The following is a 22,638-nucleotide window of genomic DNA, read 5'->3' as shown; positions in this document are numbered from 1 at the left end:
AGAACGCTGAATGAGTCAGCACACTCAAGCACTCACTGAATTTTTGGCCAATCTCCAATACGAGCAGTTGCCCGAGAGCGTGATTAGCCGTACCGAAGACCTGTTTCTCGACTGGCTGGGCTCGGCGCTGGCCAGTCAAGGCTCGCATCCCATCCCGTTGTTCGAGCGTTATGCGGCCATGATGGGCCCGGCCAGCGGCCCTGCCGGTATTTTGGTCAGCGGTACCACCAGCTCCGCGTATTTCGCCGCGCTGGTCAATGGTGCCAGCTCGCATTTGGTGGAGCAGGACGACCTGCACAACAGCTCTGTGCTGCACCCCGCGACAGTGGTGTTCCCGGCGGCGTTGGCTGCCGCTCAAGACCTGGGCAAATCCGGACGTGAACTGATCGTCGCCGCTGTTGCCGGTTATGAGGCTGGTATTCGTATAGGTGAGTTCCTCGGCCGCTCGCACTATCGCATCTTCCACACGACGGCCACGGTTGGCACGTTGGCGGCGGCAGTGGCTGTTGGCAAGCTGATGGGCTTTGACCAGACGCAGTTCACCCACGTACTTGGCAGTGCCGGTACTCAGGCTGCGGGTTTGTGGGAGTTCTTGCGCGATGCCGCGGATTCCAAACAGTTGCACACGGCCAAAGCGGCGGCTGATGGACTTCTGGCGGCCTACCTGACCGCTGAAGGATTGAGCGGCGCGCAGAACATTCTCGAGGGCGAGCAGGGCATGGCCGCTGGAATGTCCAGTGATGCTGATCCGGGCAAATTGTCAGATGGCTTGGGTACGCGTTGGGCGCTGATTGAAACCTCGTTCAAGTTTCACGCCTCGTGCCGCCACACGCACCCGGCGGCAGACGCTCTGCTGGGCCTGATGCAGCGCGAAAAGCTGGTGGCCGAGGACATTGCCAGTGTTACCACGCGGGTCCATCAAGGGGCCATTGATGTCTTGGGTCGTGTGCAGATTCCGCAAAGCGTGCACCAAGCCAAGTTTTCGATGGGCACGGTGTTGGGCCTGATCGCCGTTTACGGCAAGGCCGGGTTGCCCGAGTTTCACCAGCACGCACTGACCGATTCCCGTGTCGGCGATTTTCGCGACAAGGTGCGCATGCTGCTCGACGAGGAAGTCGACGGCGCTTACCCGCAGCGTTGGCTGGGCCGGGTGGAGGTCGTCACAGTGGACGGGCGAATCGTGCATGGCCGCATCGACGAGCCCAAGGGCGACCCGGGCAATACCCTGAGCCGCCGCGAACTGGAAGACAAATTCCGCCGTTTGCTGGCCTTTTCCGGCGCGCGCAACGATCAACAGGCGTCTGAACTCATTGAGCAGGTTTGGCACCTGCGCAACCTGGACGACCTGAGTGTGCTGACCCGCCGCACCGCTGGTGCAGAGAGCGCATCATGAACGACACGACACCCAAGCCCCGCCCGCTGGACGGCATCACCGTCGTCAGTCTGGAACACGCCATTGCGGCACCGTTTTGCACCCGGCAACTGGCTGACCTCGGCGCTCGCGTGATCAAGGTCGAACGCCCTGGCTCCGGCGACTTCGCCCGTGACTATGACGAACGGGTCAATGGCCTGGCCTCGCACTTTGTATGGACCAACCGTTCCAAAGAAAGCCTGACCCTGAACGTCAAGCAGCAAGAGGCTGATCAGGTGCTCGACAAGCTACTGGCCACGGCCGATGTGCTGGTTCAGAACCTGGCACCGGGCGCAGCGCAGCGCATGGGGCTGTCTTTTGCAGACTTGCATGAGCGTTTCCCGAGGTTGATCGTTTGCGATATCTCCGGCTATGGAGAGGGCGGGCCTTACGAGCAGAAGAAGGCCTACGACCTGCTGATCCAGAGTGAAGGCGGCTTTCTGTCAGTGACCGGAGGATCCGGCGAGAGCGACATGGCCAAGGCCGGTTGTTCCATTGCTGATATTGCGGCAGGCATGTATGCCTACACCGGCGTGCTCTCGGCCCTGTTGCTGCGTGAGAAAACGGGCGAGGGCAGCCGCATCGATGTGTCGATGCTGGAAAGTCTGGTGGAGTGGATGAGCTACCCGATGTACTACGCCTATGCGGGAGCGCCGCCGCCTCCGAGGGCCGGTGCTGCGCACGCCACTATTTATCCTTATGGGCCTTTCCCTGCGGGCGACGGCGGCACGGTGATGCTCGGTTTGCAGAACGAACGCGAATGGCAGCAGTTTTGCGACAAGGTGTTGCTGAGACCTGAACTGGCGAGCGATTCACGCTTTAATGCCAACGCACGGCGCTCAGAGAATCGCAGCGATTTGCGAACCATCATCGTTGAGAGCTTTGCCCGGATGAGTGCCGAGGAGGTGATTGCACGGCTCGATGCAGCGTCGATAGCCAACGCTCATGTCAACGACATGGCAGGTGTTTGGGCTCATCCGCAGCTTCAGGCGCGTGATCGCTGGCGCGAAGTGGACAGTCCGGTTGGCAAGCTGGCGGCGTTACTGCCGCCGGGGCGCAACGCGGCTTTCGAGCCGCGAATGGAGGCGGTGCCGGATTTGGGCGAGCACACCGACAGTGTGCTGGTCGAACTGGGTTATGGCGCGGATGACATCCAGCGCCTTCACCAACAAGGAACGGTGTGAGGCTCGCGCCTCGCATCTTATGCACGGAGCATGCTTATGCAAGAAGCCATCGTTCGTTCGGCGTTGTTTGTTCCGGGCACTCGCCCGGAGCGTATTCCCAAGGCCCTGGAAAGTGGCGCCGATGCCGTTATCGTCGACCTTGAGGACGCCGTGGCGGAACACCTCAAGGTTGAGGCGCGGGACAATCTGGATGCATTTCTAGATGCCAATCCGCAGGCGCGGGTGTTGGTACGCATCAATGCGCCGCAGCATGAACAACAGACAGCCGATCTGGCTTTGTGCCGCCGCCAGCCCGGTGTGGTGGCGATATTGCTGCCCAAGGCAGAAAGCGTCGAGCAAGTAGATCAGGCGACGGCGTCCGGCAAGCCTGTCTGGCCAATCATTGAAAGCGCCAAGGGCTTGCTGGAGTTGCCGGCTATTGCTCTGGCCAAAGGAATTGAGCGCTTGAGTTTTGGCGCGCTGGATCTGGGCCTGGATTTAGGCTTGATCAGCGGCACCGCCGCATCGCAGCGCATGCTTGATCAGGCCCGTTACGCCATCTTGCTGCACAGCACTCTGGCCCGGTTGGCGCCGCCGCTGGACAGCGTATTTCCCGATATCAAAAACCCTGATGGTATGACCCGCATGGCCGCCGACGCCCGAGACATGGGTTTTGGCGGCCTGCTGTGTATCCATCCGAGCCAGGTCGCGCTGATTCACGCGGCCTTTATGCCTCGTCCTGAAGAGCTGGAATGGGCCCAACGGGTCTTGGCCGCGGTTGCCTCCGGGAACGGGGTGTTCGTGGTCGATGGGCAGATGGTCGATGCCCCGGTGATCGAGCATGCCCGACGCGTCTTGCGTCGGGCGGGCCCGCTGTCCGCCTGAGTCGAAAGACAACAGCTGTTGTGATTCAACGAGAAACAGGCACCCGCAGTACTACCTAACTATAAAAACAAGAGGTACAGACTTATGTTCAAACACACCCTCAAGGCTTTGGTTTGCGCCCTGCCTCTGTTCGCCGGTCTGGCGAGCGCAGCAGATCCCATCAGTATCAAATTCGCCCACGTCGTTGCCGAACACACGCCCAAAGGACAGGGCGCGCTGATGTTCAAAAAGCTGGCGGAGGAGCGTCTGCCTGGACGGGTCAAGGTCGAGGTCTATCCGAACTCTTCGTTGTTCGGTGACGGCAAAGAAATGGAAGCGCTACTGCTGGGCGATGTGCAACTACTGGCGCCGTCGCTGGCCAAGTTTGAGCACTACGCCAAGCCAATCCAGATATTCGATCTGCCATTCCTGTTCAACGATATCAATGCGCTTGACCGCTTCCAGCAGAGCCCGCAAGGCCAAGGCTTGCTCAAGTCCATGGAGAGCAAAGGTATTACGGGCCTCGGTTATTGGCATAACGGCATGAAGCAGTTATCCGCCAACAAAGCCCTGTACGAACCCAAGGATGCCCGCGGTTTGAAGTTCCGGGTGCAGTCGTCTGCCGTTCTGGATGAGCAATTCAAGGCCTTGCGCGCCGCACCCCGCAAAATGAGCTTTGCCGAGGTGTATCAGGGGTTGCAGACCGGTGTGGTCAATGGCACCGAAAACACGTGGTCGAACTACGAAAGCCAGAAGGTGAATGAGGTACAGAAATTTTTCACCGAGTCTAATCATGGCGCTATCGATTACATGGTGATCACCAACACCAAGTTCTGGAACAGCCTGCCCGAAGATGTACGCAGCTCGCTGGATGCGATCATGGCCGAGGTCACCGTTGAGGTGAACAAGCAGGCCGAAGCGCTGAATAAAAACTCCCGTCAGACCATCGTCGATTCGGGTACCAGCGAAATCATCACCCTGACGCCTGAGCAGCGCGAACAATGGCGTGAAGCGATGCGCCCCGTATGGAAAAAGTTTGAGAACGACATTGGTGTCGACCTGATCAAGGCTGGGGAGCAAGCCAACCAAAGCAGTTAAGACCCTGAGTGCTGTTGGTGATCCGGTGTGAGATCACCAGCGGCAACGTTTGCGGTGCGTACGACAGCCTTCAAAAAGTAGCTGTCGTGCCCTGACTTCATCGGTCTTATTCGTCGCTTTGCGACGGCTCTTTCAAGGGAGATAACCCATGCACGCTGTCCTTCGTGTCTGGAATCGCACGGAAGAAATGCTGGTGGCGTTCCTGCTTGCAGGAATGACCCTGGTCACTTTCGCGTATGTAGTGTTCAACAACCTTTATGGCATTTTCTATTCTTTGGGGGACTCGCTGCCGTTTGCCAACGCGGCCATGCACAGCATCGGCGACGGTATTCTCTTTATTGCACAAGAGATGACCTGGAGCGTGGCGCTGACCAAGGCCATGTTCGGCTGGCTGATCTTTGTAGGCTTGGCCTGGGGCGTGCGGATTGGTGCGCACATTGGCATCGACTTGCTGGTACGCCAGTTCAACCCCGCCAACCAGCGACGTGTGGCCTTGCTCGCGCTGGTTATCTGCCTTGGCTATTGCGCCCTGATGGCGTACTCCAGCGAGCAGTGGGTCGCCACGTTGTACAGCGTCGGTACAGGCGCTGAAGACCTGGATCGTTTCGGTATCCAGCAGTGGCATATCGTAATGATCGTACCGATCGGTTTTGCTCTGATGTTCTTGCGTTTTCTGCAAGTTTTCATTCGTGTTGTGCAAGGCAAACAGCAAGGGCTGGGCTTGCACAGTGAAGTGGATGACGCCGTAAAACTGGCTGAAAACGACCCATCGGAGACTGCCAAATGACCATCAGCTTCCTATTTGTCGCACTGTTCGTGCTGATGTTTATCGGCATTCCCGTGGCTATTTCCCTGGGCTTGTCCGGGGCCATGACCATCCTGTTCTTCAGTAACGATTCGGTTCGTTCGCTGGCGATCAAATTGTTTGAAACCAGCGAGCACTACACGCTGCTGGCCATTCCGTTCTTCCTGCTGTCTGGTGCCTTCATGACCAGCGGTGGCGTGGCCCGTCGGCTGATCGACTTCGCTAATGCCTGCGTTGGCCACATTAAAGGTGGGCTGGCCATTGCCGCGATCATGGCCTGTATGCTTTTCGCGGCGTTGAGCGGTTCATCGCCAGCCACAGTGGCGGCTGTCGGATCGATCGTCATTGCTGGCATGGTGCGCTCTGGCTACAAGCAGGAATTTGCAGCTGGCATTGTGTGTAACGCTGGTACTTTGGGCATCCTGATTCCGCCGTCGATTGTCATGGTGGTTTACGCCACCGCGACCGAGACTTCGGTGGGCAAGCTGTTTATGGCCGGTGTGGTTCCGGGGCTGTTACTGGGTGTGGTGTTGATGATCACCATCTACATCCTGGCCCGGATAAAAAACATGCCTGCGCTGCCGCGTGCCTCGTTCAAGGAAATCACGACCGCAGGCCGTAAAGCTGGCTGGGGCCTGATGCTGATTGTGATCATTCTCGGTGGTATCTACTCGGGCATGTTCACCCCGACCGAAGCCGCTGCAGTGGCCGCCGTATATGCGGCTTTCGTGGCGATCTTCATCTACAAAGACATGACTATTCGAGAATGCCCTAAGGTCATTGTCGAAGCAGGCAAGCTAAGCGTGGTACTGATGTTCATCATCGCCAACGCCATGCTTTTTGCTCACGTACTGACTACCGAGCAGATTCCACAGTCGATCACTGCCTGGGTGGTCGAACAAGGCTTCTCGCCGATTGAGTTCCTGTTGGTGGTGAACATCGTACTGCTGGTTGCGGGCACCTTCATGGAGCCATCGGCGATCATCCTCATCCTTGCGCCGATCCTGTTCCCGATCGCCATGCAACTGGGCATCGACCCTATCCACCTGGGCATCATCATGGTGGTGAACATGGAAATCGGACTGATCACGCCACCAACCGGACTCAACCTGTTTGTCACCTCGGCCGTGACAGGCATGCCGCTGACTCGCGTGGTGCGTGCAGTATCCCCGTGGCTGCTGGTGATGCTGGCTTTCTTGATTTTGGTGACCTACGTACCGTTCGTTTCACTGGCCTTGCCAAACTGGCTCGGAATGTAACAACAACGGGTTGTATAACGTTCACGTTCAGCGGGACGCTGAAGGAGGGGGAGAAGGGCTAATAGCAAGGGGCTTGCACGCGAATTGTGTGCAGGCCCTTTTTTTGTTCAGACGCACTCTTTGGCTGTCCGTACAAAGTCGGGGGCGAAGAGGCTGCGTTGATAAATAACGACCTTTGCCCCTGTGCTGGCTTTAAACGTTTCAACAATATTGTCGGCGGCCAGTGAGCTGGAGACTACGATTCTGTAGTGACGATTGGTCTGGGATAAGCTCGGATCAAACGCTTTACCCTGCAGCTTTGGTACTAAACAGGCGGCGTAGGCTTCAGGGCTTTTTTGAGTGTCCAGGGTCAAAGTAGGCTGGTTAGGGGCACTGGCGCACCCTGCGAGTGATGAAAGCAACAGTAAGACGCTGGTAATGGCAGCAACGCGCATGTGTAGAAACCTTTAATTTGCCGGCAAGTGGAATGGACGCAATTCAATGCTCGCTATTATCCAACTCCACCCGGCAAAACAAACTCAGCAGGCATGATGGTGACTATTGACTTGGCTGATGGGGCGTAAGCCTCATAAGGTCATCGAAAAAACAATCACGTTTCAAACCACCTTGAACGCGGCAACCTCTTGCGTCTAAGCATCAGGTCCGTTCGGGGACGCTTTACCGGAATAGCCAGCTTCGAGTTTTTATCTGCCACTACACAGAGGGAATTCTGACGCGACCTAACCACTAGTTACCTAGCTCTATGATTTTTCGATGGTTTTATCGTGAATGAGAAATAAAAAATATCACTTAAAAACCACTAAGCAACTTGCCTCATCGGCGCAGGCTCTATATATTCGTCCACCTGTCACGCAGGGTCATGATTGTTTTACACATCAAAACCTATCCTGCCTGACCCGCTTAACAGCGCTACCGCCCGAATGGCGAAATTGGTAGACGCATGGGACTTAAAATCCCCCGTTCGAAAGGACGTGCCGGTTCGATTCCGGCTTCGGGCACCAAACAAATCAAGGGCTTGCAAGGTTTTAACGCCTCGCAGGCCCTTTGTTTTTTCCGCAATTCACTTTGTCGGCGTGACCTTTTTACCTATTCGCTTGCGGATATAGTTCTCAGTCATGACGACAGTTGTGTGTCCTAATTGATCCCGCGCTTGCAGGATGTCTCCGCTCGATTCTGCCTTGTCGGTACCAGCCTTTGCGCGCAGGTCCCGCATTTGGAACTCAGCCTTTGCAACACCGGCCGCCTCCCTGGCCAAGTCAAACCTTCCACGTAGCATTGCCACTGACATTGGCGTGCCGTCTTCGCTAACGATCAGCCGCGTCGAGCGGACCTTATGCCCTGATTTTCGGGACATTATTCGATCTATTAAAACCTGAAACTCACCAGTTACTTCAATCCGGCGCTTGGCATTTGTCTTAGCTTGCAGCACCCATATTTGCCCCTCGCGAACGTCACGCTCATCCAGCAATCGAGTGTCAGTCACGCGATGCCCAGTCAAATAGGCAAGGTCCATCGCATCTTTCAGGCCAGCATCGGCCTTCTCGTACACGCGCTTGAACAACGCATCTTCGATGTAGATACCAGATGAAGCGAGTAGGGTGGGCTATGCGGAACTAAAATCGGTAATACCGTCTACATTTCAATGGATATTCCCTTTTGGAGAAAACGGTCATGTTTAAATCACGCTCGCTTATAGCCGCTGTTACCTGCTTTGCTTTGGCCGTTGGCTCGGTGGCGGCGTTGGCCGACCCCGGCAACGGGAAAGGTCAAGTCAATGAAAAGGGCAACTCACAGGGCGGCCAAGGGCAGGGCAATCAGGGCAATCAGGGCAATCAGGGCAATCAGGGCAATCAGGGTAATCAGGGTAATCAGGGTAATCAGGGTAATAAGGGTAATCAGGGCAAAGGTTCCGCCGGGAATGATTGGAATCATGGGCCCAGCATTGACCGAAGTAACGTATTGGGCGTGCTCGGCGGCCACCGCGACTATTGGCGCCCTGGTCCTTCGTTGCCACCCGGAACACAAAAGAACCTAGCTAGAGGGAAACCGCTCCCTCCGGGTATCGCTAAGAAGCTGGATGGCCGGTTGCTGGGCAGATTGCCCCATTACGACGGCTACGAGTGGCGACAAGCGGGGACTGATCTGGTACTGGTAGCAATCGCCTCCGGCATAATTTACGAGGTGCTCAACGGAGCGTTCGATTAAGGCGATGAGAGTTTGATGATCTCGTCGCCCGGATCTTTATGGATGGCAAGAAGGCTTTTATTGTGGAATTCCCACGCCACCATTTCAGAAGGCGCGAAAACGTGGCACGGCGGTTCAAGCAATGCCTGACTGCGAGTGGAGCCATGTGCATGCAGGTGATGAATCATCAAGGTCATCGCCTCGCCTTGCTACAGCCCGGCAGATCAGAACTAGCCCGGACACGCTGAAAAACTGGGAGCAGTCGAGGTCAAAGCCCAATGCCCAGGCAGTGCTACTGATTAAGTTGGTTCAGCGCTTTCCGGATATGGTTGATCGGCTCAACGCTGTTTAAGTTGACCTGTATATGAAAGCCCAGCCCCTGCGCTGGGCTTTTTGCATCTGGTGCTATCAGCTCTGGGCTCGCACTGCTACGCATCGACCGCGTTGGACTGCCCCCTGCACCATAGACATCGCCAGCCTATGCTAACTGGATCGCCAATAAAAGACTGACTGGCTGCAAGGCTGCTTGTAGCGGTATATCAAATTGTTCAAGGCCCGCTTCGGCGAGCTTTATTGCTCCAGTCATCGCTGGCAGCCAGCGCGGCGAGGCATTGCAAACCATTACCGGGGGCACTGTTGGTGCTGGCGTACCGTTTGGTTCAGCCTTGATCATGATGGGAGGCTCGATGGTGCTGGGCGGCGTAATCCAAATGCTCAGACCTCAAACCGGTGGCCTTAAACCAGCGCAGCCCTCGAGAACACTCCCGGCTACGCTTTTGGTAGCGCCAAGAACACCACGGCATCCGGCAACCCAATACCGCTTTGCTACGGCAAGCGCCGGGTAGGTGCCGGTGCGTGCATGAAAGCTGGACGCCGAAGGGTATCCCGATTTAAGCCAGCGGCCAGCGCGCCCGAGTTGATCGAGCCGCAATACTGAACCCCGCCGAATGAGGGTGTTTTTTAGCGGCGGATGCGGTTTTTTTGCCAAGTGGCATCACTGTGAAACGTTCCCGTATCACCTCGCATCACGTAAAGAGTCGCCCTATAAAACGAAGCAAGTGGGGAACATTGCAGGCCGCGGATTTTGCGGTATGCCCATGTCCAGCCGTGCTTTGTGGAGGTGCTCATCCTTCTTCCTGTTTTGTCATCAGTTATTTCCTAAGTGCTACGCATGGTTGATTGGTGTCTATTGGACTCACTCTCCTGTGGTAGTTCCCGCCTCAATTCAGGCTAATTGCATTGCAGCCTTCATTGCGCAGATCGGCCACGAGTCTGGCCAGTTAACGCGCCTGGTGGAAAACCTGAACTACAGCGCTGACGGACTGGCCAGTACATGGACCACTCGCTACGCCGGGCGCAAGGGCAACACCGCCCCGGGCGATGGCTGGAAATATCGCGGACGCGGCCTGATCCAGCTCACCGGCAAGACCAATTACCGCCTGTGCGGCGAAGCTCTGGGCCTGAGCTGCTGGAGAAACCGCAAAACGCCGGCATGACCGCTGAGTGGTTCTGGGGCAGTAACGGGCTGAACACCCTGGCCGAAGATCTCCAGGCGCTGTATGCCCGGGCGTTGAAGATGTTGGCGTGAAGCTCGATGCTTTTCAGCGAAGTTGCATGCCGCAAGAGCAAAGTTTGATCCGTGCCAGATTACAAAGAAGCTGCAATCGCCAGCGCGAGTTGCTGGTCGGACATAAGGGGGCGACTGTAGGTGGCTCGGTAGTAGCGAGAAGCCTGCTCAAACTCTGATCCACGTATCTCGCCATCCGAACCTATGAACGCCAGGGCGTCGCTCTTGGCTGACTTGAAAAGGTCGGGAATGCTGGAGGTGGCCGCTGTGGCCCCGGAGACGATTACACAGGGGACTATGGTGGTAATCATGAGCGCGGCCTGAAACGGGTTGTTGTTTTCTGCTGCCAGGGCTGTGGCGCTAATCATCGCCATAACAGCGATTGCGAGGGCCTTCGAAGAGTCCATTCTAAATATTTCCACTGCGTTGAGTGGGCGACACCTTAGCAGAGTAGGGCGCCCTCCATAAGCAACACGCCCGGCTATCGATAACAACGTCAAGGCAACCACAATCACGCAAAGTTCCAGTAATCCAGGGCTGAAGGTCCGTTTACTGTCAGAAAATAATTGCCTTCAGTGAAGCGTGGTAATTCTGCGTTTTTCGCCAATCCGGATCCTGTCCAATGCTCTGTTTAAACCATCCAGTGCATCTAGCAAGGCTTTAGCCTCTGCCTCTCGACCATCCCCCCATAGGCGTTCTGCCATTTTGTTAAGGGTCAGGATGGATCGTTCTATATCTGCAGCAGTCGCTTCGGCAGACTTTGCAGCTTGTTTCTTAGGCATTGTCAAAATTTCCGTAGTGGCAGATCAGTCAGGGTATCCATTTTTAATACACGGTTCGTCCTTGACGCTCTCGCGGCTGCCCTTGTAGCTTGATGAAATTGATTCTTAAAGGGACTGCAGGATGGAAAACGCATTTAAACAGCCATTTTTCGTCGTGGGGACAATATTTCTCACTGTAGGCATTAGCACAGAAAATCCTGCTTTTTGGATCCCGGGATGCGTTTTCATGATTATCGGATGGTCGCAGAGCGCTAAAGGTTGAAGCACGATGTTTCTTCTTGGTGGGTGTTTAAGGAGTGGGTGGATGAAAACTTTCATGGCTTTAACGTTTGTCGGCGTCTCGACGACATTGATGTTTTCTGATGCGTTGGCGGATCAATATCTGTTCGATATAGCGAGTAAAGAACCCTATAAAAAAGCCTATCAGGCAATGTTTACCTTTCCTGACTGGGTTCGTAGCGGGCAAGGCACTTCAAGCCCTGTTGAGGAAGTGCTCATTGGGGGAGATACCTACACATTAGGGCAAATGTGCAAACCTCATGATTGTGCCGACAATCAATTCATTGTTGTTTTCAGTCCAGACAAAACAAAGGCGTGGGGGCTATTGGCGACGCGTTCTGCAGATGATCGTTCTTTTAATACGCAAGTGTTGGGTGAGCCTGATAGCGCTATTCGGGATTTTCTGGATAAAACCCTGGCTGATAATAATCCCGAGGATTGATTGCACGTATTGAAACGGCTGCTTCCTCATCTGGAAACCCAGGTTGATTCTGTTTTAAATAAGCAAGTTTATATGTCACTGCGCGATCTTTATTTGATCTCCAGTGCTTTGCACCCTGGTCGAGCTGTCCCGCTGGGGTGTCTGCGAGAGGGTGATACGCATAGGGGTGTAATCTGTTAAAGGTTTATAACCCTGGATCACACTCCGATACGTCCTCTCCTGAGGGATCGGGCAGTTAGCGACAGGCTGTCGTTGGCGCTGGTTGTTCATGTCGTTATTGATAAGTGAAGCTCGGTTACATCGATTTGCACGTTTTTTCGCTGATTTATTTCATGGCGCTACCGTGCACTGCCGCCTGCTGCATTAAAAGGTGGCAGCTGTCACCCTCCGTTCAGATCCGTGTGAGTAAGCTAGGCTGCTGGCACGGCTGACGCAGAAGTGGGCGAGATGAATACAAGTGTGATTTATGCATTGGCAGCGGCGGCGCTGTTCGGCGCCAGTACTCCGCTGGCTAAAGTGTTGGGTACAGAGGTCCCGCCGGTGTTGCTGGCCGGGCTGCTGTATTTGGGCAGCGGCGTGGGCTTGTTGCTGGCGCGTTGTATTCGCGACCGTAGCTGGAAGCGCTCGGGGCTGAGTGTCGGCGAATGGCCGTGGCTGGTCGGGGCGATTGTATTTGGCGGGATATTAGGACCGGTTGCCCTGATGTTTGGCTTGACCCGAACCAGCGGTGCCACAGCCTCGTTGATGTTGAACCTTGAACCTGTGCTGACGGCGCTCTTGGCCTGGGTGGTGTTCAAGGAAAACGCGGACCGCAGGATTGTGCTGGGCATGCTGGCGATTATCGTGGGCGGGATTGTGCTGTCATGGCCGTCGGGGCAAGCCCCGGGCGTTTCGCACTCCCTGCTTGGGCCGCTCGCGGTGGCGTTTGCCTGCTTTTGTTGGGCGGTGGACAACAACCTGACGCGCAAGGTGTCGGCTTCTGATGCGTTGTATATCGCCGGGGCCAAAGGCTTGTTTGCCGGACTGGTGAATTGCACGATTGCGTTGATGCTTGGGGCGCAGTGGGTGCCTGTTCAGGTGTTGACCCCTACGTTGTTGATTGGCTTTTTAGGATACGGCGTAAGTCTGGTGCTGTTTGTACTGGCATTACGTGGCTTGGGGGCGGCTCGCACCGGTGCCTACTTTTCAACGGCGCCTTTCTTGGGGGCAGGCATCTCTATTCTGGTGCTGGGAGAATCGGTGTCGTGGCTGTTCTGGCTGGCCGCGGCGTTCATGATAATCGGCGTGTGGCTGCACTTGACCGAGTCGCATGACCACACCCATCAACACCAGCCGCTGGAGCACACCCATCGTCATATTCATGACGAGCATCATCAGCATGAGCACGTCGGGAATGAGCCTGCCGGCGTTGCGCACAGTCATACACATCAGCATTTGCCTATTCGGCATAACCATCCGCATTTTCCGGATATTCATCATCGCCACACGCATTGAGCGGGGCAGATGTCAGTGCACGCTCGGGTGCGTGGCAGTGTGCCCTTGCAGGAAACCGTAAGATTATTCGATAGCAGGGAGCGACAGAGCGCACATGTTTGAGCACATTGACTTCAACTACTTGCTGGCAACCTACGGCTACCTGGCCATTTTTATTGGCTGCTTGCTAGAGGGTGAAACCATCCTGATTTTGGGCGGCATGGCGGCTCACCAGCATGTCCTCAAGCTGTTGCCAGTGATTGGTTACGCCAGCCTGGCCGGGATGCTGGGGGATCAGTTGCTGTTCTGGGTCGGGCGTTACTTTGGAGCGCGCTTGATGCCGCGCCTGCACAGGCAGCAAGCCACCATTGAACGAGTGACGCAGTTGGTCAACCAACACCCGACAGTGTCGGTTTTTTCTGTGCGTTTTTTGTATGGCATGCGTCTGGTCGGACCGATGGTGATTGGCGCATGCAAGGTTTCACCCTTGAAATTCACCTGTATCAATCTGTTGGGCGCTGTGACGTGGGCAACGGTATTTGCCAGCGTTGGGTACTGGGCAGGCGAATTTCTGGAAGGTGTATTGGGCGACCTCAAGCCGTACCGCCTGCCGATTGTGTTGTGCGTGATTGTGCTGATGGTGGCGTTGGCGGTGATACGTCATTACCGGGCTAAAAGCCGGGCAGGGGTCAAATCACTTTGACGGCGCGGCCGATGAATTGAATCGGTCCGGTAGGCTTGCCTATTGGCGAACCCTCAGGGCCTTCAAGGGTCAGCTCAAAGAGTTGATTGGGCTCCAGCGGCGGCAGGCTGTCCAGCGGTACCGATAAGGTTTGCCCCGGTTTGACCAAACCCAGAGACACCGGGCCATCCCAGCCTTCGGCCTTGGTCCAGAACTCCAGCGCCTTGTCGGATGGGATTTGCGCGACGCCCAGCGGGATAAGCTGAATGTTCTGACGATTGCTGGCCTGAATGACCCAGCCCGGAGCCTGGCTCTGTGGTGCTACCAACACCACAACGTAGGCCGGCGGCGAAACCTTTGGTGACGCGGTGAGCAATACCGTGCCCAGCACCACCGTCGCAGCCAGTCCTGCTGCTGACAGGCCGCGCCAGAGCGGCAAGAGGTTCCACCAATGGATTGGGTTCTTGGCTTGAACGGGAGAGTTCGAGGCATTCAGGCTGCGCTCGATACGTGGCCACAGCCGGGCCGAAGGAGGGTGTGGCGGCACCAGATCGGTGAGCGGCAAAAGACGAGCTTCCCAACGATCGACGGCGGCTTGCAGCATCGGGTCTTGTGGCATGCGTTGTTCAACGGCTTGACGCTGTTCGGCGTCCAGAGTGCCCAGCACGTATTCACCTGCCAGTGCGTCGCGCGCGTTCGGGTTGTCTTCGTCAGGCTTGAAAGTCATCCCATGCACTCGCGCAAGGCGCTCAAACTGCGTTTGATCCAGGCTTTGACTGTGCCCAAGGGTGTGGCCAGTTTTTCGGCAATTTCGGCGTGGGTATAGCCGTCGACATAGGCGTGCACAATGCAACTGCGTCGAGCAGGTTCAAGCTGTTCAAGGCAGCCGTGAATGCGCTCGGCACCGGTTTGCCATTGCCGCTCATCCTGCGGCGCGGCGTGGCCATCCAGCGTGGCTAAAGGGTGCAGCAGCATCTCGCTGTCCTCACTGACTTGAAACGCGTGGCGATTGTTGCGCACGAAGTTCAAGGCCATATGTCGGGTCACGCTGAAAATCCATCCGCGTGCGGACCCGCGCTCAGGGTTGAAGCTGGCAGCGCGGGTCCAGATTCTGATAAAGACGTCATGCACGATGTCCTCAGCCAGTGCGTTGTCACGGGCGATCCGTTTGGCCACGCCCAGCAACCGTGCGCTCTCCTGTGCATATAAAGCCACCAGCGCCTGGCGCTCGCCGCGAGCGCAGGCGAGCAGGCAGGCTTCATAGTCAAAAAAAGACTCAGGTAACGTCACGGTTTTCAATCGTCATAGATGAGGCATTCCTTCGCGCGTAGAGGCTTCACGGGCTTAGCTGTTGGCCCAGAAGATGTAGTCCGCCTGATACTTGACCACGTGCTGCTGCCCCTTGTTGGCGGCTGAACATTCGCTGCTGGGCGCAACACCGCCTTTGAGCGCGACACGCTGGATGTAACTGACGCCGCTCATGGCGCCTTTGCCTTCGGCCGGATTGGCCTTGACCAATTGATACGGCAGGTTGCCCGCGCCTGCCGGAGCAACCGCGAGCTGGGTGCCTGTGACTTTAGATCCATCCAACGCTTGCCATGTGGCAGGAGGACCAAAATAGGTTCCAATTTGTTTACCATTTGTGTCATTCAACTGGGCTTTTGGGCCTACAAATGTCCACTCCATTTGGCTGGGGTCGTTGGCTTTTTGCTTACATTCGTAAGTTATTTCGCCGACACCCACTGTCTTCATCGTCACCTTGTGGCCCACGGGAACGCGGATGTTTTCCGGCAGTTGGGACTGCGCATAGGCGCTCGGAGCTGCCACACACATCGCGGCGGCCAGGGTCAGTAAGGTTTGGCTGAGCAAGCGTTTTGCGTTCATGCAATTCTCTCCAAAGGGTAGTCACACGCTTAACAGCAAAGGGGCTGTTACAGGTACTACCCTTGGGCGAGCGATTTGGATGCAGTTGCAAAAAATAAACATGGCGGGCAAAGTCCGAAGACCCGGTTGCGCGATGAAACCCTTGGCCTACGCTTTGTCCAAGAGGCTCAGCGTCAAGTGTTTCAAGCCCTTGGCGGTACGTTCGCGGACCCGGTCCGATAATAAAAGGAGATCTGGATGTTTATCCGTTTATTGATCCTCGCCAGTGTTCTGGTGACGAGTATTGTGCAGGCTGTCGAAGTGCCAAGCCCTCTTGAACAGGATCGCGGGAAATTTCGCCCATTGATCATCGTTACCCGTACAGAGGCTGATCCGACATTGGCCAATCTCAAAACAGCACTGAAAGACCCGGCCAATCGGCAGGGTTTTGACGAGCGCAATATGGTGCTTTACACGATTGCTGGAATTACCGGTAAACGCGAAGGCAAGGACCTCGAGCCGCAATCCACGATGTCGCTGATTCGCGGGCTCAAGCCGGGGATGATCATTGACAAGGCCAAAGTGATTTTGATCGGCAAGGATGGCGAGAAAAAGCTTGAAGACGAAGGTGACGTCGACCTCAAAAAACTGTTCGCTACCATTGATGCCTTGCCCGCCAGTGAAAAAGAAACCCAGGCGCAGGCTGAGGTGATTGCACCCGACAAGACGAGCGCCTCGAACAAGGCAGCCAAGCCTGCAAAACCCACCAAGGCCCCCAAAGCGCTGGATGACTGAAGACCTTAAATAGCAGACAAAAAAAAGGCCTGCTGGGGGGAGCGGGCCAAATGGGATTCACTAAAGGAGTGGATCCAATCTAGGCCTGTTGATGTGAAAGTGGCGTGAAAACCATGTAGTCAAAACGCAAACCAATCTCAAAGTGTTCGACAAGGTGTGTGGTCCAAATAACGCCCTTGCAACTCGTAAACTCCGCTTCCTCGCCTGTTCTCGCCTTGCCTAACCTTCGCTCGAAAACATTTCGTACAGCCTCTAAGGCTGAGCAGCGCTTTCGTTGAGCCACTCCTGGTTCAACGTCGGTGTGTCGCCCAGATATTCCAGCAGCCAACTCATGGCTGGGGAGTGATTGTTTTGAGCCCAGGCGATGCACGAAGGGCTGGCCGGGAAGGGGCGCTGCAACTGCAAGGCAACCAAGCGGCCTTGTTCAATCAGCGGTTGCGCCAAATGCGCAGGCACCATGCCGACGCACAGCCCGTCACTCAGGCAAGCCAGCCCCGCAGCCCAGTCGGGCACCATCATTCGTCGCTGGTTATCCAGGGTCCAGGTGTCGCGTTTGGGCAGGTTGCGTGACGTGTCGTCCATGCACAGTGACGGGTAGGGGCGCAGTTGTTCGTCGTGGAGCGTGCCTTTGATTGAGGTCAAGGGATGTGATGGGCTCGCCACGCACAACCAGTGCAGAGAGCCCATGTCGCGGAAGGCAAAACTGCCGGCTACCGGCACTGCGCGTGTGGCACCAATAACAATGTCAGTCCGCCCGTCGACCAGCGCATCCCACACGCCGTTGTACACCTCGTAATGCACAATCAGCTCCACATCGGGAAAGTGCCGATAGAAATCGAGCACCAATTGCCGACACCGCGGATGTTTAACGATCGAGTCCACGCCCACCCGCAACTGGCCACTCCAGCCATTGGCCACCTGCTGGCACAGGCGTCGGGTGCCCAGCATTTTTTTCATTACGTCGCGGGCTTCTTTGACAAAAACGTGCCCGGCGGGTGTCAGTTCGACATCCCGGTGACGGCGAACAAACAATGGCACGGCGAGCCACTGTTCGAGTTGACGCACGGTGTAACTGATGGCGGATGGCACCCGATGCAGCTCCTGCGCTGCGCCGCTGAAACTGCCGTGGCGAGCCACTGCATCGATCACGTCCAGAGAGTATTCGGACCACATAACTTGCCTTCAAAATATTTGATGCCTAAGGGCAATTATTCTCGCTTCACAAGCCAATGCTCAGATGGATAATGCGCGGCAGTCAACAAATTGTTTGATGGCAGATTTTGGATGCACATGAAGAATTCTTTTGGTTTTACCTGTTATCTCGCCGGACTGAGCATGCTGGGTTACTTGGCGATGGACATGTACCTGCCGGCTTTCGGCACATTGCGCAGTGAGCTGGGCCTGTCAGCCGGTGCAGTGGGGGCGAGTTTGAGCATCTTTTTGGCCGGTTTTGCGTTCGGTCAGTTGTTGTGGGGGCCGCTCTCGGACCGATTGGGGCGTAAACCCGTGCTGCTGATGGGCTTGTCGATGTTCGCGCTGGGCTGCCTGGGCATGCTGTGGGTCGACAATACTGGGCTGTTGCTGGGCTTGCGGTTTATCCAGGCCATCGGTATTTGCGCGGCAGCGGTCACCTGGCAAGCACTGGTGATTGACCGCTATCCGGCCGATCAGGCCAATCGAGTATTTGCTGGCATTATGCCGCTGATGGGTTTGTCACCTGCGTTGGCCCCGCTGTTGGGCGCTGTGGTGCTGAATCACTTGGGGTGGCAGGCCATTTTCGGCGTGTTGCTGGGGTTGTCGCTGTTGCTGATTATTCCGACCCTGTTGCTTAAAGAAAAAGCGCGCAGCTTCAACGTTGCCAAGCGTGCAACGGCGCAGGTGGGCTACTGGAAGCTGCTGTGTTCCGCCACTTTTAGCGGCAACGTGATGATTTTCGCAGCGTGCTCGGCCAGTTTCTTCGCTTGGCTGACGGCTTCACCGTTCATCTTGGGCGACATGGGCTACAGCCCAAGTGACATTGGTCTGAGTTACGCGCTGCCGACCCTGGCCTTTATGGTGGGTGGGTATGGTTGTCGCAGCGCCTTGCAGCGCATCAAGGGCCGCACGCTGTTGCCATGGCTGCTGCTGGCCTACTGCGCAAGCATGCTCGGGTTGTATGGGGTCGCCACGCAAACCGAGCCAACACTGGCAACCTTGCTGATTCCGTTTTGCCTGATGGCGTTGGTTAACGGGGCCAGCTACCCGATTGTGGTGGCCAACGCGCTGATGCCGTTCTCGGAAAATTCTGGCAAGGCAGCCGGATTGCAGAACACCTTGCAGTTGGGATTGTGCTTTCTGAGCAGTTTGCTGGTGTCGACTTACATCAGCCAGCCGCTGCAAATCACTGTCGAAGTGATGCTGGCCACGGCGCCGTTGGCAGTCTTGGGGTATGTGATTCAGCGGCGCAAGGCAAACGCCGAGGCTCTCGCCGTGTCCTGAAACCTACACAGGGGATGCTCTATCAGGCGACATCCACCAGTACGATTTCGCTGTCTTCAATCGCCGTTACCCGCAGCACGCTTTCGTCGACGACAGCCACGCCATCGCGGGCTTGTGCTCGCAGGCCGTTGACCTCAATCACGCCGGTCGCCGGAACCAGGTAGGCGCGACGGCCGCTGTCCAAGCGGTACTCAACGCTTTCTCCAGCCTTGAGGTTAGCCGCTACTAAACGTGCATCAGCACGAATGGTCAGGCTCTCGTGGTCGCCTTGCTTGCCACTGGCCAAGGTGACAAATCCTTCGCGCTGACCTTTAGGGAACGGCTTGGCGCCCCACGAAGGTGCATCACCTTCCTGATTGGGAATGATCCAGATCTGGAAGATTTTGGTCGGCGTCGACTCCATGTTGTATTCGCTGTGGGCAATCCCGGTGCCTGCGCTCATGACCTGCACGTCGCCAGCCTCGGTGCGGCCTTTGTTGCCCAGGTTGTCTTCATGGCTGATCGCGCCTTCACGTACATAGGTGATGATCTCCATGTCGCGATGCGGGTGCTTTGGAAAACCAGTGCCGGGGGCGATCACGTCGTCATTCCACACGCGCAAGTTGCCCCAGTTCATGCGTGTTGGGTCGTAGTACTCGGCGAACGAAAAGTGATGATGGGCATCCAGCCAGCCGTGGTTTGCGCCGCCCAGGGTGTTGAAGGGTCTGAGTTCAAGCATGATTCTTCTCCTGTTCAGGTCGCCCGTGCGCTGTGAACGGTTACCCGGTTGATGATGGAGGTGATTTTCCACCAAGAACATATCGATTAAAAATGCAAAAAATGCTTGAAACCAATCAACTAAGTTGATGTTTCTGTTTGCGAGTCAATGGCTATCTACCTTCACAAAGCAGCCTAAACAGCTGATGCTCAAGCAATTAGCTAGATCTCTGCGCGTAATGCAGCGACCATAGCCTTTCCGCCCGGACAGCCTCACACCCTGGAGTCAGCGTGCCGCAACACATTCCCGAACAGCCTGAACAACTTGTCCCTGATACCCAACTGCCATGGCTTAAGCGCCTGGCTGCGCGAATGTTTGGCAGCGGTTTAAGCCGCTTGCGCGCCCAGCATGCGGCTTCCTGGTTGCAAGGACAGGCTGACGGATTCCGTAGCGGGCACAGCGCCGGGGTCGATTATGGCTTTCAGGAAGGCCACGCCGAAGGGATAGAAGAGGGACGCCAAGTGCTGTTTATCAGTGACACGCGCCCGCAGGTGCTTCGTGCGCCCGGCATTGATGACAACCTGTTTGACGACTGGCGCCTGCCGCTGGGGCCCGAGCTGAAAAAGCAGATCAAAGCCGATGTCGCCAGTCTGTTGCCCGAGCACGCGCAACCAAGCGCGGCGCAGTGGAAGATGATTTTCAGTGATACCCCATCAACCTCGGTAGTCGCGGGTGCCGGGGCGGGCAAATCGACCTCGCTGGTGCTGCGAATCCTGTTGCTGACCCATTACTTGGGGTTTGAACTCAGTTCGATGACAGTGGTGACCTTTACCCGTGAGTCGCGCAAGGATTTCATCAGCAAGCTGCAAGAGATTTTCACCCTTTGGGGTCGCACCTTGAGCCTTAAAGAGGCCCGTGATGTGGTGCGTACTTTCCACTCACGCATTTTGCCGATGGTGCGCAGCTTGCCTGGCTATAGCCAGCTACAGGCTTTTGAAACCCTCAACACGCGCAGCCTGCTGAACGACGATGAAGGTGACAGCAACCCGTTTGACCTGCGCATCAACGATGCTCAGCGCCAACAGCTCAATACCTGCTATCACGCCCTCTATACCCGTGATGAACGCTTTCGTGAGACGTTGGCACCGCTTTGTCGGCATGCCCTGCAGCTCAAGGAGCTGGAGCGCGATCACCCGGATGTGCAAAAACGCATGGCGGTGACTGAGTTGGCCGCCAAGCGTGACGAAGAGCTGTGCGACACCCTTGAAGATCTCTGGTTTGCTGCAGGCGCGTGGCCCATTAAAGGCATTGAGCCCAACCGAGAAACGCTGGAGATCAATGGCTCGGCGTTTCATTGCCATGGCTATATTGCGCAACTGGATGCCTGGATCGTGCTCGGGTTTGACCCGCGTGAGAACCCGCAGATTTGCCGCCCGGGCGCCAAGTTAAGCGTGCGCGCTGAATGGGCTGTCAAGCGCACACTATTTCGAGCTTTCTGTAATAAGCCACTGATTTGGTTGGAAACCTATGCAGATGCAAAGCGCGTTATTGCCTCGTTGGCAGGCGATGCCAGCGCCGGTCCTGGCTTTGATTACAAGCTCAAGGGCGAACTGAGTTCAGCGCCATTGCTGGACTGTTTCGTCACTGCTGCGAGCTTTATCGAAAACCTGGGCCTGGACGTGGCCGCGGCTGTCGGTGACATGCGGTTCGCCAAGGATGACCCGGACCGGTTCTTTTTCGAGGCCTTGAGCCTGTTTTGGCGAGCGCTCGAAGACCATCTGTTGGCGCAAACGCCGCCGGTGATGACCTACAACCGCATGTTTTCGCTGTTCGGCGAAAACACCCCGCAAAACTTCAAACTGCTGAGCCACGAACAACTGCGGCCGTTGTCGCACTTGATGATTGACGAGTTTCAGGACGTGTCGCCGCAGATCGTCTCGTGGTTACGGGCCAGCTTGCGTGAGATTCGCAGCCGTGGTCCGGCGATGCATGTCGGGCGGGGCGCTCAGCGTTCATCGTTGCTGTGTGTCGGCGATGACTGGCAATCAATCTATGGTTGGCGTGGCAGTTCGCCGAAATTCTTTATGGAGTTCAACAAAGAATTCCCGTCGCCTGCCACTACGCGGGTGATGCTCAGCGACAACTTCCGCAGTCACCAGCACATCATCGACGCAGCGGAACACATCGTGCGTGCAGCGCCGTCCATTCCCGGAAAACGGGCCAAGGCCAGCGGCGAGCCGAAGGTGCCAGTGCCGGTGAATGTCTTGAGCCGGGACGATCAAGACCTGGCGGCGCGCTTGGCTGAGCACTATAACGCCGGCGATCGTATCTTGATGTTGTATCGAAAAAGTAGCGATAAATTATTGATTGAAAAGGATATACAGTCAGTAGTTAATGTGGATTCTAGATTGGCACCCGAAGACCGCAGACTCAAACAACTGACCTATCACAGCTCCAAGGGCTTGCAGGCGGATGCTGTTTTTCTGTTGGGTGATTGCCAGCACCTGACCTCGTCACCGTACAAGAATCAGGTCTACCGCATGGCGGGTTTGGGCAAGGACGGTGACCCGGATCCGTACGACAACGCGCAGAAAGACGAAGTCCTGCGCCTGGCGTATGTGGGCATCACCCGGGCGATCAAACATTGCTATTGGTATCTGGAAAACCAGGACGCTCAAGGGCCGAACATCCCCAAAGCGTCGGATCGGATCCCTAAGGGCAAGGCGTTTTTTGAAGATCTACGCGGTGCCAAGCTCGATGCCGGTTAGCCTTTGTGGGAGCTGGCTTGCCAGCGAT

General features: G+C 56.3%; 22 protein-coding genes, 1 tRNA gene and 4 pseudogenes. 17 read left to right on the top strand and 10 right to left on the bottom strand.

Annotation, left to right across the window (positions count from 1 at the left end):
• The first annotated feature begins 10 nt into the window (after positions 1-10).
• The 6 genes from RHM56_RS13620 to dctM all read left to right on the top strand — a co-directional run bounded on the left by RHM56_RS13620 (position 11) and on the right by dctM (position 6,600).
• On the top strand, positions 11-1,393 hold the full coding sequence (locus tag RHM56_RS13620) for an MmgE/PrpD family protein (protein WP_322232887.1): 1,383 nt from the start codon (positions 11-13) through the stop codon (positions 1,391-1,393).
• The gene (locus tag RHM56_RS13615) at positions 1,390-2,595 is read left to right on the top strand and encodes a CaiB/BaiF CoA-transferase family protein (RefSeq protein ID WP_322232885.1); all 1,206 of its coding nucleotides are present in this window, start codon (positions 1,390-1,392) and stop codon (positions 2,593-2,595) included. Before RHM56_RS13620 ends, RHM56_RS13615 begins: the two co-directional genes overlap by 4 nt.
• A 36-nt stretch (positions 2,596-2,631) precedes the next feature.
• Positions 2,632-3,459: a CoA ester lyase gene (locus RHM56_RS13610; protein ID WP_322232883.1), complete on the top strand. Its 828-nt coding sequence runs from the start codon at positions 2,632-2,634 to the stop codon at positions 3,457-3,459.
• Between the two features lie 84 nt (positions 3,460-3,543).
• Positions 3,544-4,536: a TRAP transporter substrate-binding protein gene (locus RHM56_RS13605; RefSeq protein WP_322232881.1), complete on the top strand. Its 993-nt coding sequence runs from the start codon at positions 3,544-3,546 to the stop codon at positions 4,534-4,536.
• A 148-nt stretch (positions 4,537-4,684) separates the two neighbouring features.
• On the top strand, positions 4,685-5,323 hold the full coding sequence (locus RHM56_RS13600) for a TRAP transporter small permease (RefSeq protein ID WP_322232879.1): 639 nt from the start codon (positions 4,685-4,687) through the stop codon (positions 5,321-5,323).
• Positions 5,320-6,600, top strand: coding sequence for a C4-dicarboxylate TRAP transporter large permease protein DctM (dctM, locus tag RHM56_RS13595; RefSeq protein WP_322232877.1), 1,281 nt, complete (start codon positions 5,320-5,322; stop codon positions 6,598-6,600). The genes RHM56_RS13600 and dctM overlap by 4 nt, the downstream gene beginning before the upstream one ends.
• Before the next feature lie 107 nt (positions 6,601-6,707).
• Here dctM and RHM56_RS13590 read toward each other — a convergent pair whose 3' ends face one another.
• On the bottom strand, positions 6,708-7,034 hold the full coding sequence (locus tag RHM56_RS13590; protein ID WP_322232876.1) for a hypothetical protein: 327 nt from the start codon (positions 7,032-7,034) through the stop codon (positions 6,708-6,710).
• A 480-nt stretch (positions 7,035-7,514) separates the two neighbouring features.
• Between RHM56_RS13590 and RHM56_RS13585 the strand changes: the two genes are divergently transcribed.
• Positions 7,515-7,601, top strand: a tRNA-Leu gene (locus RHM56_RS13585).
• 59 nt (positions 7,602-7,660) lie between these two features.
• On the opposite strand, the pseudogene RHM56_RS13580 reads toward RHM56_RS13585, so the two are convergent.
• Positions 7,661-8,176: pseudogene (locus RHM56_RS13580) on the bottom strand (tyrosine-type recombinase/integrase); the annotation flags it as partial.
• A 95-nt stretch (positions 8,177-8,271) separates the two neighbouring features.
• Here RHM56_RS13580 and RHM56_RS13575 point away from each other — a divergent pair.
• Positions 8,272-8,805 (top strand): anti-virulence regulator CigR family protein, encoded by a 534-nt coding sequence (locus tag RHM56_RS13575; RefSeq protein WP_322232872.1) that lies wholly within the window; start codon positions 8,272-8,274, stop codon positions 8,803-8,805.
• Here the strand turns inward: RHM56_RS13575 and RHM56_RS13570 are convergent.
• Positions 8,802-8,981, bottom strand: coding sequence for a hypothetical protein (locus RHM56_RS13570; protein WP_322241872.1), 180 nt, complete (start codon positions 8,979-8,981; stop codon positions 8,802-8,804). The genes RHM56_RS13575 and RHM56_RS13570 overlap by 4 nt on opposite strands.
• Before the next feature lie 17 nt (positions 8,982-8,998).
• Here RHM56_RS13570 and RHM56_RS13565 point away from each other — a divergent pair.
• The 3 pseudogenes from RHM56_RS13565 to RHM56_RS13555 all read left to right on the top strand — a co-directional run.
• Positions 8,999-9,136, top strand: a pseudogene (locus RHM56_RS13565) (transcriptional regulator); the annotation flags it as partial.
• 220 nt (positions 9,137-9,356) lie between these two features.
• Positions 9,357-9,721: pseudogene (locus tag RHM56_RS13560) on the top strand (hypothetical protein); the annotation flags it as partial.
• Positions 9,722-9,989: 268 nt separating this feature from the next.
• Positions 9,990-10,372 (top strand): annotated as a pseudogene (locus RHM56_RS13555) (glycoside hydrolase family 19 protein).
• A 59-nt stretch (positions 10,373-10,431) separates the two neighbouring features.
• Here RHM56_RS13555 and RHM56_RS13550 read toward each other — a convergent pair.
• On the bottom strand, positions 10,432-10,758 hold the full coding sequence (locus RHM56_RS13550; protein WP_322232870.1) for a DUF2388 domain-containing protein: 327 nt from the start codon (positions 10,756-10,758) through the stop codon (positions 10,432-10,434).
• Positions 10,759-10,923: 165 nt separating this feature from the next.
• Positions 10,924-11,133, bottom strand: coding sequence for a hypothetical protein (locus RHM56_RS13545; RefSeq protein WP_322232868.1), 210 nt, complete (start codon positions 11,131-11,133; stop codon positions 10,924-10,926).
• A gap of 304 nt (positions 11,134-11,437) precedes the next feature.
• On the opposite strand from RHM56_RS13545, the gene RHM56_RS13540 reads away from it, so the two are divergent.
• The 3 genes from RHM56_RS13540 (at position 11,438) to RHM56_RS13530 (ending at position 14,030) form a co-directional block, all read left to right on the top strand.
• A complete protein-coding gene (locus RHM56_RS13540; RefSeq protein WP_322232866.1) occupies positions 11,438-11,854 on the top strand; it encodes an Ivy family c-type lysozyme inhibitor in 417 nt (138 codons plus the stop codon).
• 447 nt (positions 11,855-12,301) lie between these two features.
• Complete coding sequence (locus RHM56_RS13535; protein WP_322232864.1) at positions 12,302-13,348, top strand: DMT family transporter; 1,047 nt, start codon at positions 12,302-12,304, stop codon at positions 13,346-13,348.
• Positions 13,349-13,442: 94 nt separating this feature from the next.
• Positions 13,443-14,030, top strand: a complete 588-nt coding sequence (locus tag RHM56_RS13530) for a DedA family protein (RefSeq protein WP_322232862.1) — start codon at positions 13,443-13,445, stop codon at positions 14,028-14,030.
• On the opposite strand, the gene RHM56_RS13525 is transcribed toward RHM56_RS13530, so the two are convergent.
• The 3 genes from RHM56_RS13525 to RHM56_RS13515 are packed head-to-tail and all read right to left on the bottom strand — an operon-like array spanning position 14,017 to position 15,893.
• Positions 14,017-14,736, bottom strand: coding sequence for an anti-sigma factor domain-containing protein (locus RHM56_RS13525; protein WP_322232860.1), 720 nt, complete (start codon positions 14,734-14,736; stop codon positions 14,017-14,019). The genes RHM56_RS13530 and RHM56_RS13525 overlap by 14 nt on opposite strands.
• Complete coding sequence (locus RHM56_RS13520; protein ID WP_322232858.1) at positions 14,733-15,299, bottom strand: sigma-70 family RNA polymerase sigma factor; 567 nt, start codon at positions 15,297-15,299, stop codon at positions 14,733-14,735. The genes RHM56_RS13525 and RHM56_RS13520 overlap by 4 nt, the downstream gene beginning before the upstream one ends.
• A gap of 54 nt (positions 15,300-15,353) precedes the next feature.
• Positions 15,354-15,893 carry a DUF3455 domain-containing protein gene (locus RHM56_RS13515; protein ID WP_322232856.1) on the bottom strand — a complete coding sequence of 180 codons (540 nt, stop codon included), beginning with the start codon at positions 15,891-15,893 and terminating at the stop codon, positions 15,354-15,356.
• 237 nt (positions 15,894-16,130) lie between these two features.
• On the opposite strand from RHM56_RS13515, the gene RHM56_RS13510 reads away from it, so the two are divergent.
• Positions 16,131-16,667: a DUF4174 domain-containing protein gene (locus RHM56_RS13510; protein ID WP_322232854.1), complete on the top strand. Its 537-nt coding sequence runs from the start codon at positions 16,131-16,133 to the stop codon at positions 16,665-16,667.
• Between the two features lie 252 nt (positions 16,668-16,919).
• Here the strand turns inward: RHM56_RS13510 and punR are convergent, their stop codons facing one another.
• Positions 16,920-17,840 (bottom strand): DNA-binding transcriptional activator PunR, encoded by a 921-nt coding sequence (punR, locus tag RHM56_RS13505; protein WP_322232852.1) that lies wholly within the window; start codon positions 17,838-17,840, stop codon positions 16,920-16,922.
• A 117-nt stretch (positions 17,841-17,957) separates the two neighbouring features.
• Between punR and punC the strand changes: the two genes are divergently transcribed.
• Positions 17,958-19,145 carry a purine nucleoside transporter PunC gene (gene punC, locus RHM56_RS13500; RefSeq protein ID WP_322232850.1) on the top strand — a complete coding sequence of 396 codons (1,188 nt, stop codon included), beginning with the start codon at positions 17,958-17,960 and terminating at the stop codon, positions 19,143-19,145.
• 22 nt (positions 19,146-19,167) lie between these two features.
• On the opposite strand, the gene RHM56_RS13495 is transcribed toward punC, so the two are convergent.
• The gene (locus RHM56_RS13495) at positions 19,168-19,863 is read right to left on the bottom strand and encodes a pirin family protein (protein ID WP_322232848.1); all 696 of its coding nucleotides are present in this window, start codon (positions 19,861-19,863) and stop codon (positions 19,168-19,170) included.
• Between the two features lie 269 nt (positions 19,864-20,132).
• Between RHM56_RS13495 and RHM56_RS13490 the strand changes: the two genes are divergently transcribed.
• Positions 20,133-22,610, top strand: a complete 2,478-nt coding sequence (locus RHM56_RS13490; RefSeq protein WP_322232846.1) for a UvrD-helicase domain-containing protein — start codon at positions 20,133-20,135, stop codon at positions 22,608-22,610.
• Positions 22,611-22,638 lie beyond the last annotated feature (28 nt).

The sequence above is a fragment of the Pseudomonas sp. CCC3.1 genome, assembly GCF_034347405.1.
In the GTDB taxonomy this organism is placed as follows: domain Bacteria; phylum Pseudomonadota; class Gammaproteobacteria; order Pseudomonadales; family Pseudomonadaceae; genus Aquipseudomonas.
Note: the sequence above shows the minus strand (reverse complement) of the source record. Positions and strands in the feature narration are given on the sequence as shown.

Coding starts and splice junctions, on each gene's coding strand:
- RHM56_RS13620 (WP_322232887.1), top strand. CDS start 11: ATGAGTCAGCACACTCAAGCACTCACTGAATTTTTGGCCAATCTCCAA.
- RHM56_RS13615 (WP_322232885.1), top strand. CDS start 1,390: ATGAACGACACGACACCCAAGCCCCGCCCGCTGGACGGCATCACCGTC.
- RHM56_RS13610 (WP_322232883.1), top strand. CDS start 2,632: ATGCAAGAAGCCATCGTTCGTTCGGCGTTGTTTGTTCCGGGCACTCGC.
- RHM56_RS13605 (WP_322232881.1), top strand. CDS start 3,544: ATGTTCAAACACACCCTCAAGGCTTTGGTTTGCGCCCTGCCTCTGTTC.
- RHM56_RS13600 (WP_322232879.1), top strand. CDS start 4,685: ATGCACGCTGTCCTTCGTGTCTGGAATCGCACGGAAGAAATGCTGGTG.
- dctM (WP_322232877.1), top strand. CDS start 5,320: ATGACCATCAGCTTCCTATTTGTCGCACTGTTCGTGCTGATGTTTATC.
- RHM56_RS13590 (WP_322232876.1), bottom strand. CDS start 7,034: ATGCGCGTTGCTGCCATTACCAGCGTCTTACTGTTGCTTTCATCACTC.
- RHM56_RS13575 (WP_322232872.1), top strand. CDS start 8,272: ATGTTTAAATCACGCTCGCTTATAGCCGCTGTTACCTGCTTTGCTTTG.
- RHM56_RS13570 (WP_322241872.1), bottom strand. CDS start 8,981: ATGACCTTGATGATTCATCACCTGCATGCACATGGCTCCACTCGCAGT.
- RHM56_RS13550 (WP_322232870.1), bottom strand. CDS start 10,758: ATGGACTCTTCGAAGGCCCTCGCAATCGCTGTTATGGCGATGATTAGC.
- RHM56_RS13545 (WP_322232868.1), bottom strand. CDS start 11,133: ATGCCTAAGAAACAAGCTGCAAAGTCTGCCGAAGCGACTGCTGCAGAT.
- RHM56_RS13540 (WP_322232866.1), top strand. CDS start 11,438: ATGAAAACTTTCATGGCTTTAACGTTTGTCGGCGTCTCGACGACATTG.
- RHM56_RS13535 (WP_322232864.1), top strand. CDS start 12,302: ATGAATACAAGTGTGATTTATGCATTGGCAGCGGCGGCGCTGTTCGGC.
- RHM56_RS13530 (WP_322232862.1), top strand. CDS start 13,443: ATGTTTGAGCACATTGACTTCAACTACTTGCTGGCAACCTACGGCTAC.
- RHM56_RS13525 (WP_322232860.1), bottom strand. CDS start 14,736: ATGACTTTCAAGCCTGACGAAGACAACCCGAACGCGCGCGACGCACTG.
- RHM56_RS13515 (WP_322232856.1), bottom strand. CDS start 15,893: ATGAACGCAAAACGCTTGCTCAGCCAAACCTTACTGACCCTGGCCGCC.
- RHM56_RS13510 (WP_322232854.1), top strand. CDS start 16,131: ATGTTTATCCGTTTATTGATCCTCGCCAGTGTTCTGGTGACGAGTATT.
- punR (WP_322232852.1), bottom strand. CDS start 17,840: ATGTGGTCCGAATACTCTCTGGACGTGATCGATGCAGTGGCTCGCCAC.
- punC (WP_322232850.1), top strand. CDS start 17,958: ATGAAGAATTCTTTTGGTTTTACCTGTTATCTCGCCGGACTGAGCATG.
- RHM56_RS13495 (WP_322232848.1), bottom strand. CDS start 19,863: ATGCTTGAACTCAGACCCTTCAACACCCTGGGCGGCGCAAACCACGGC.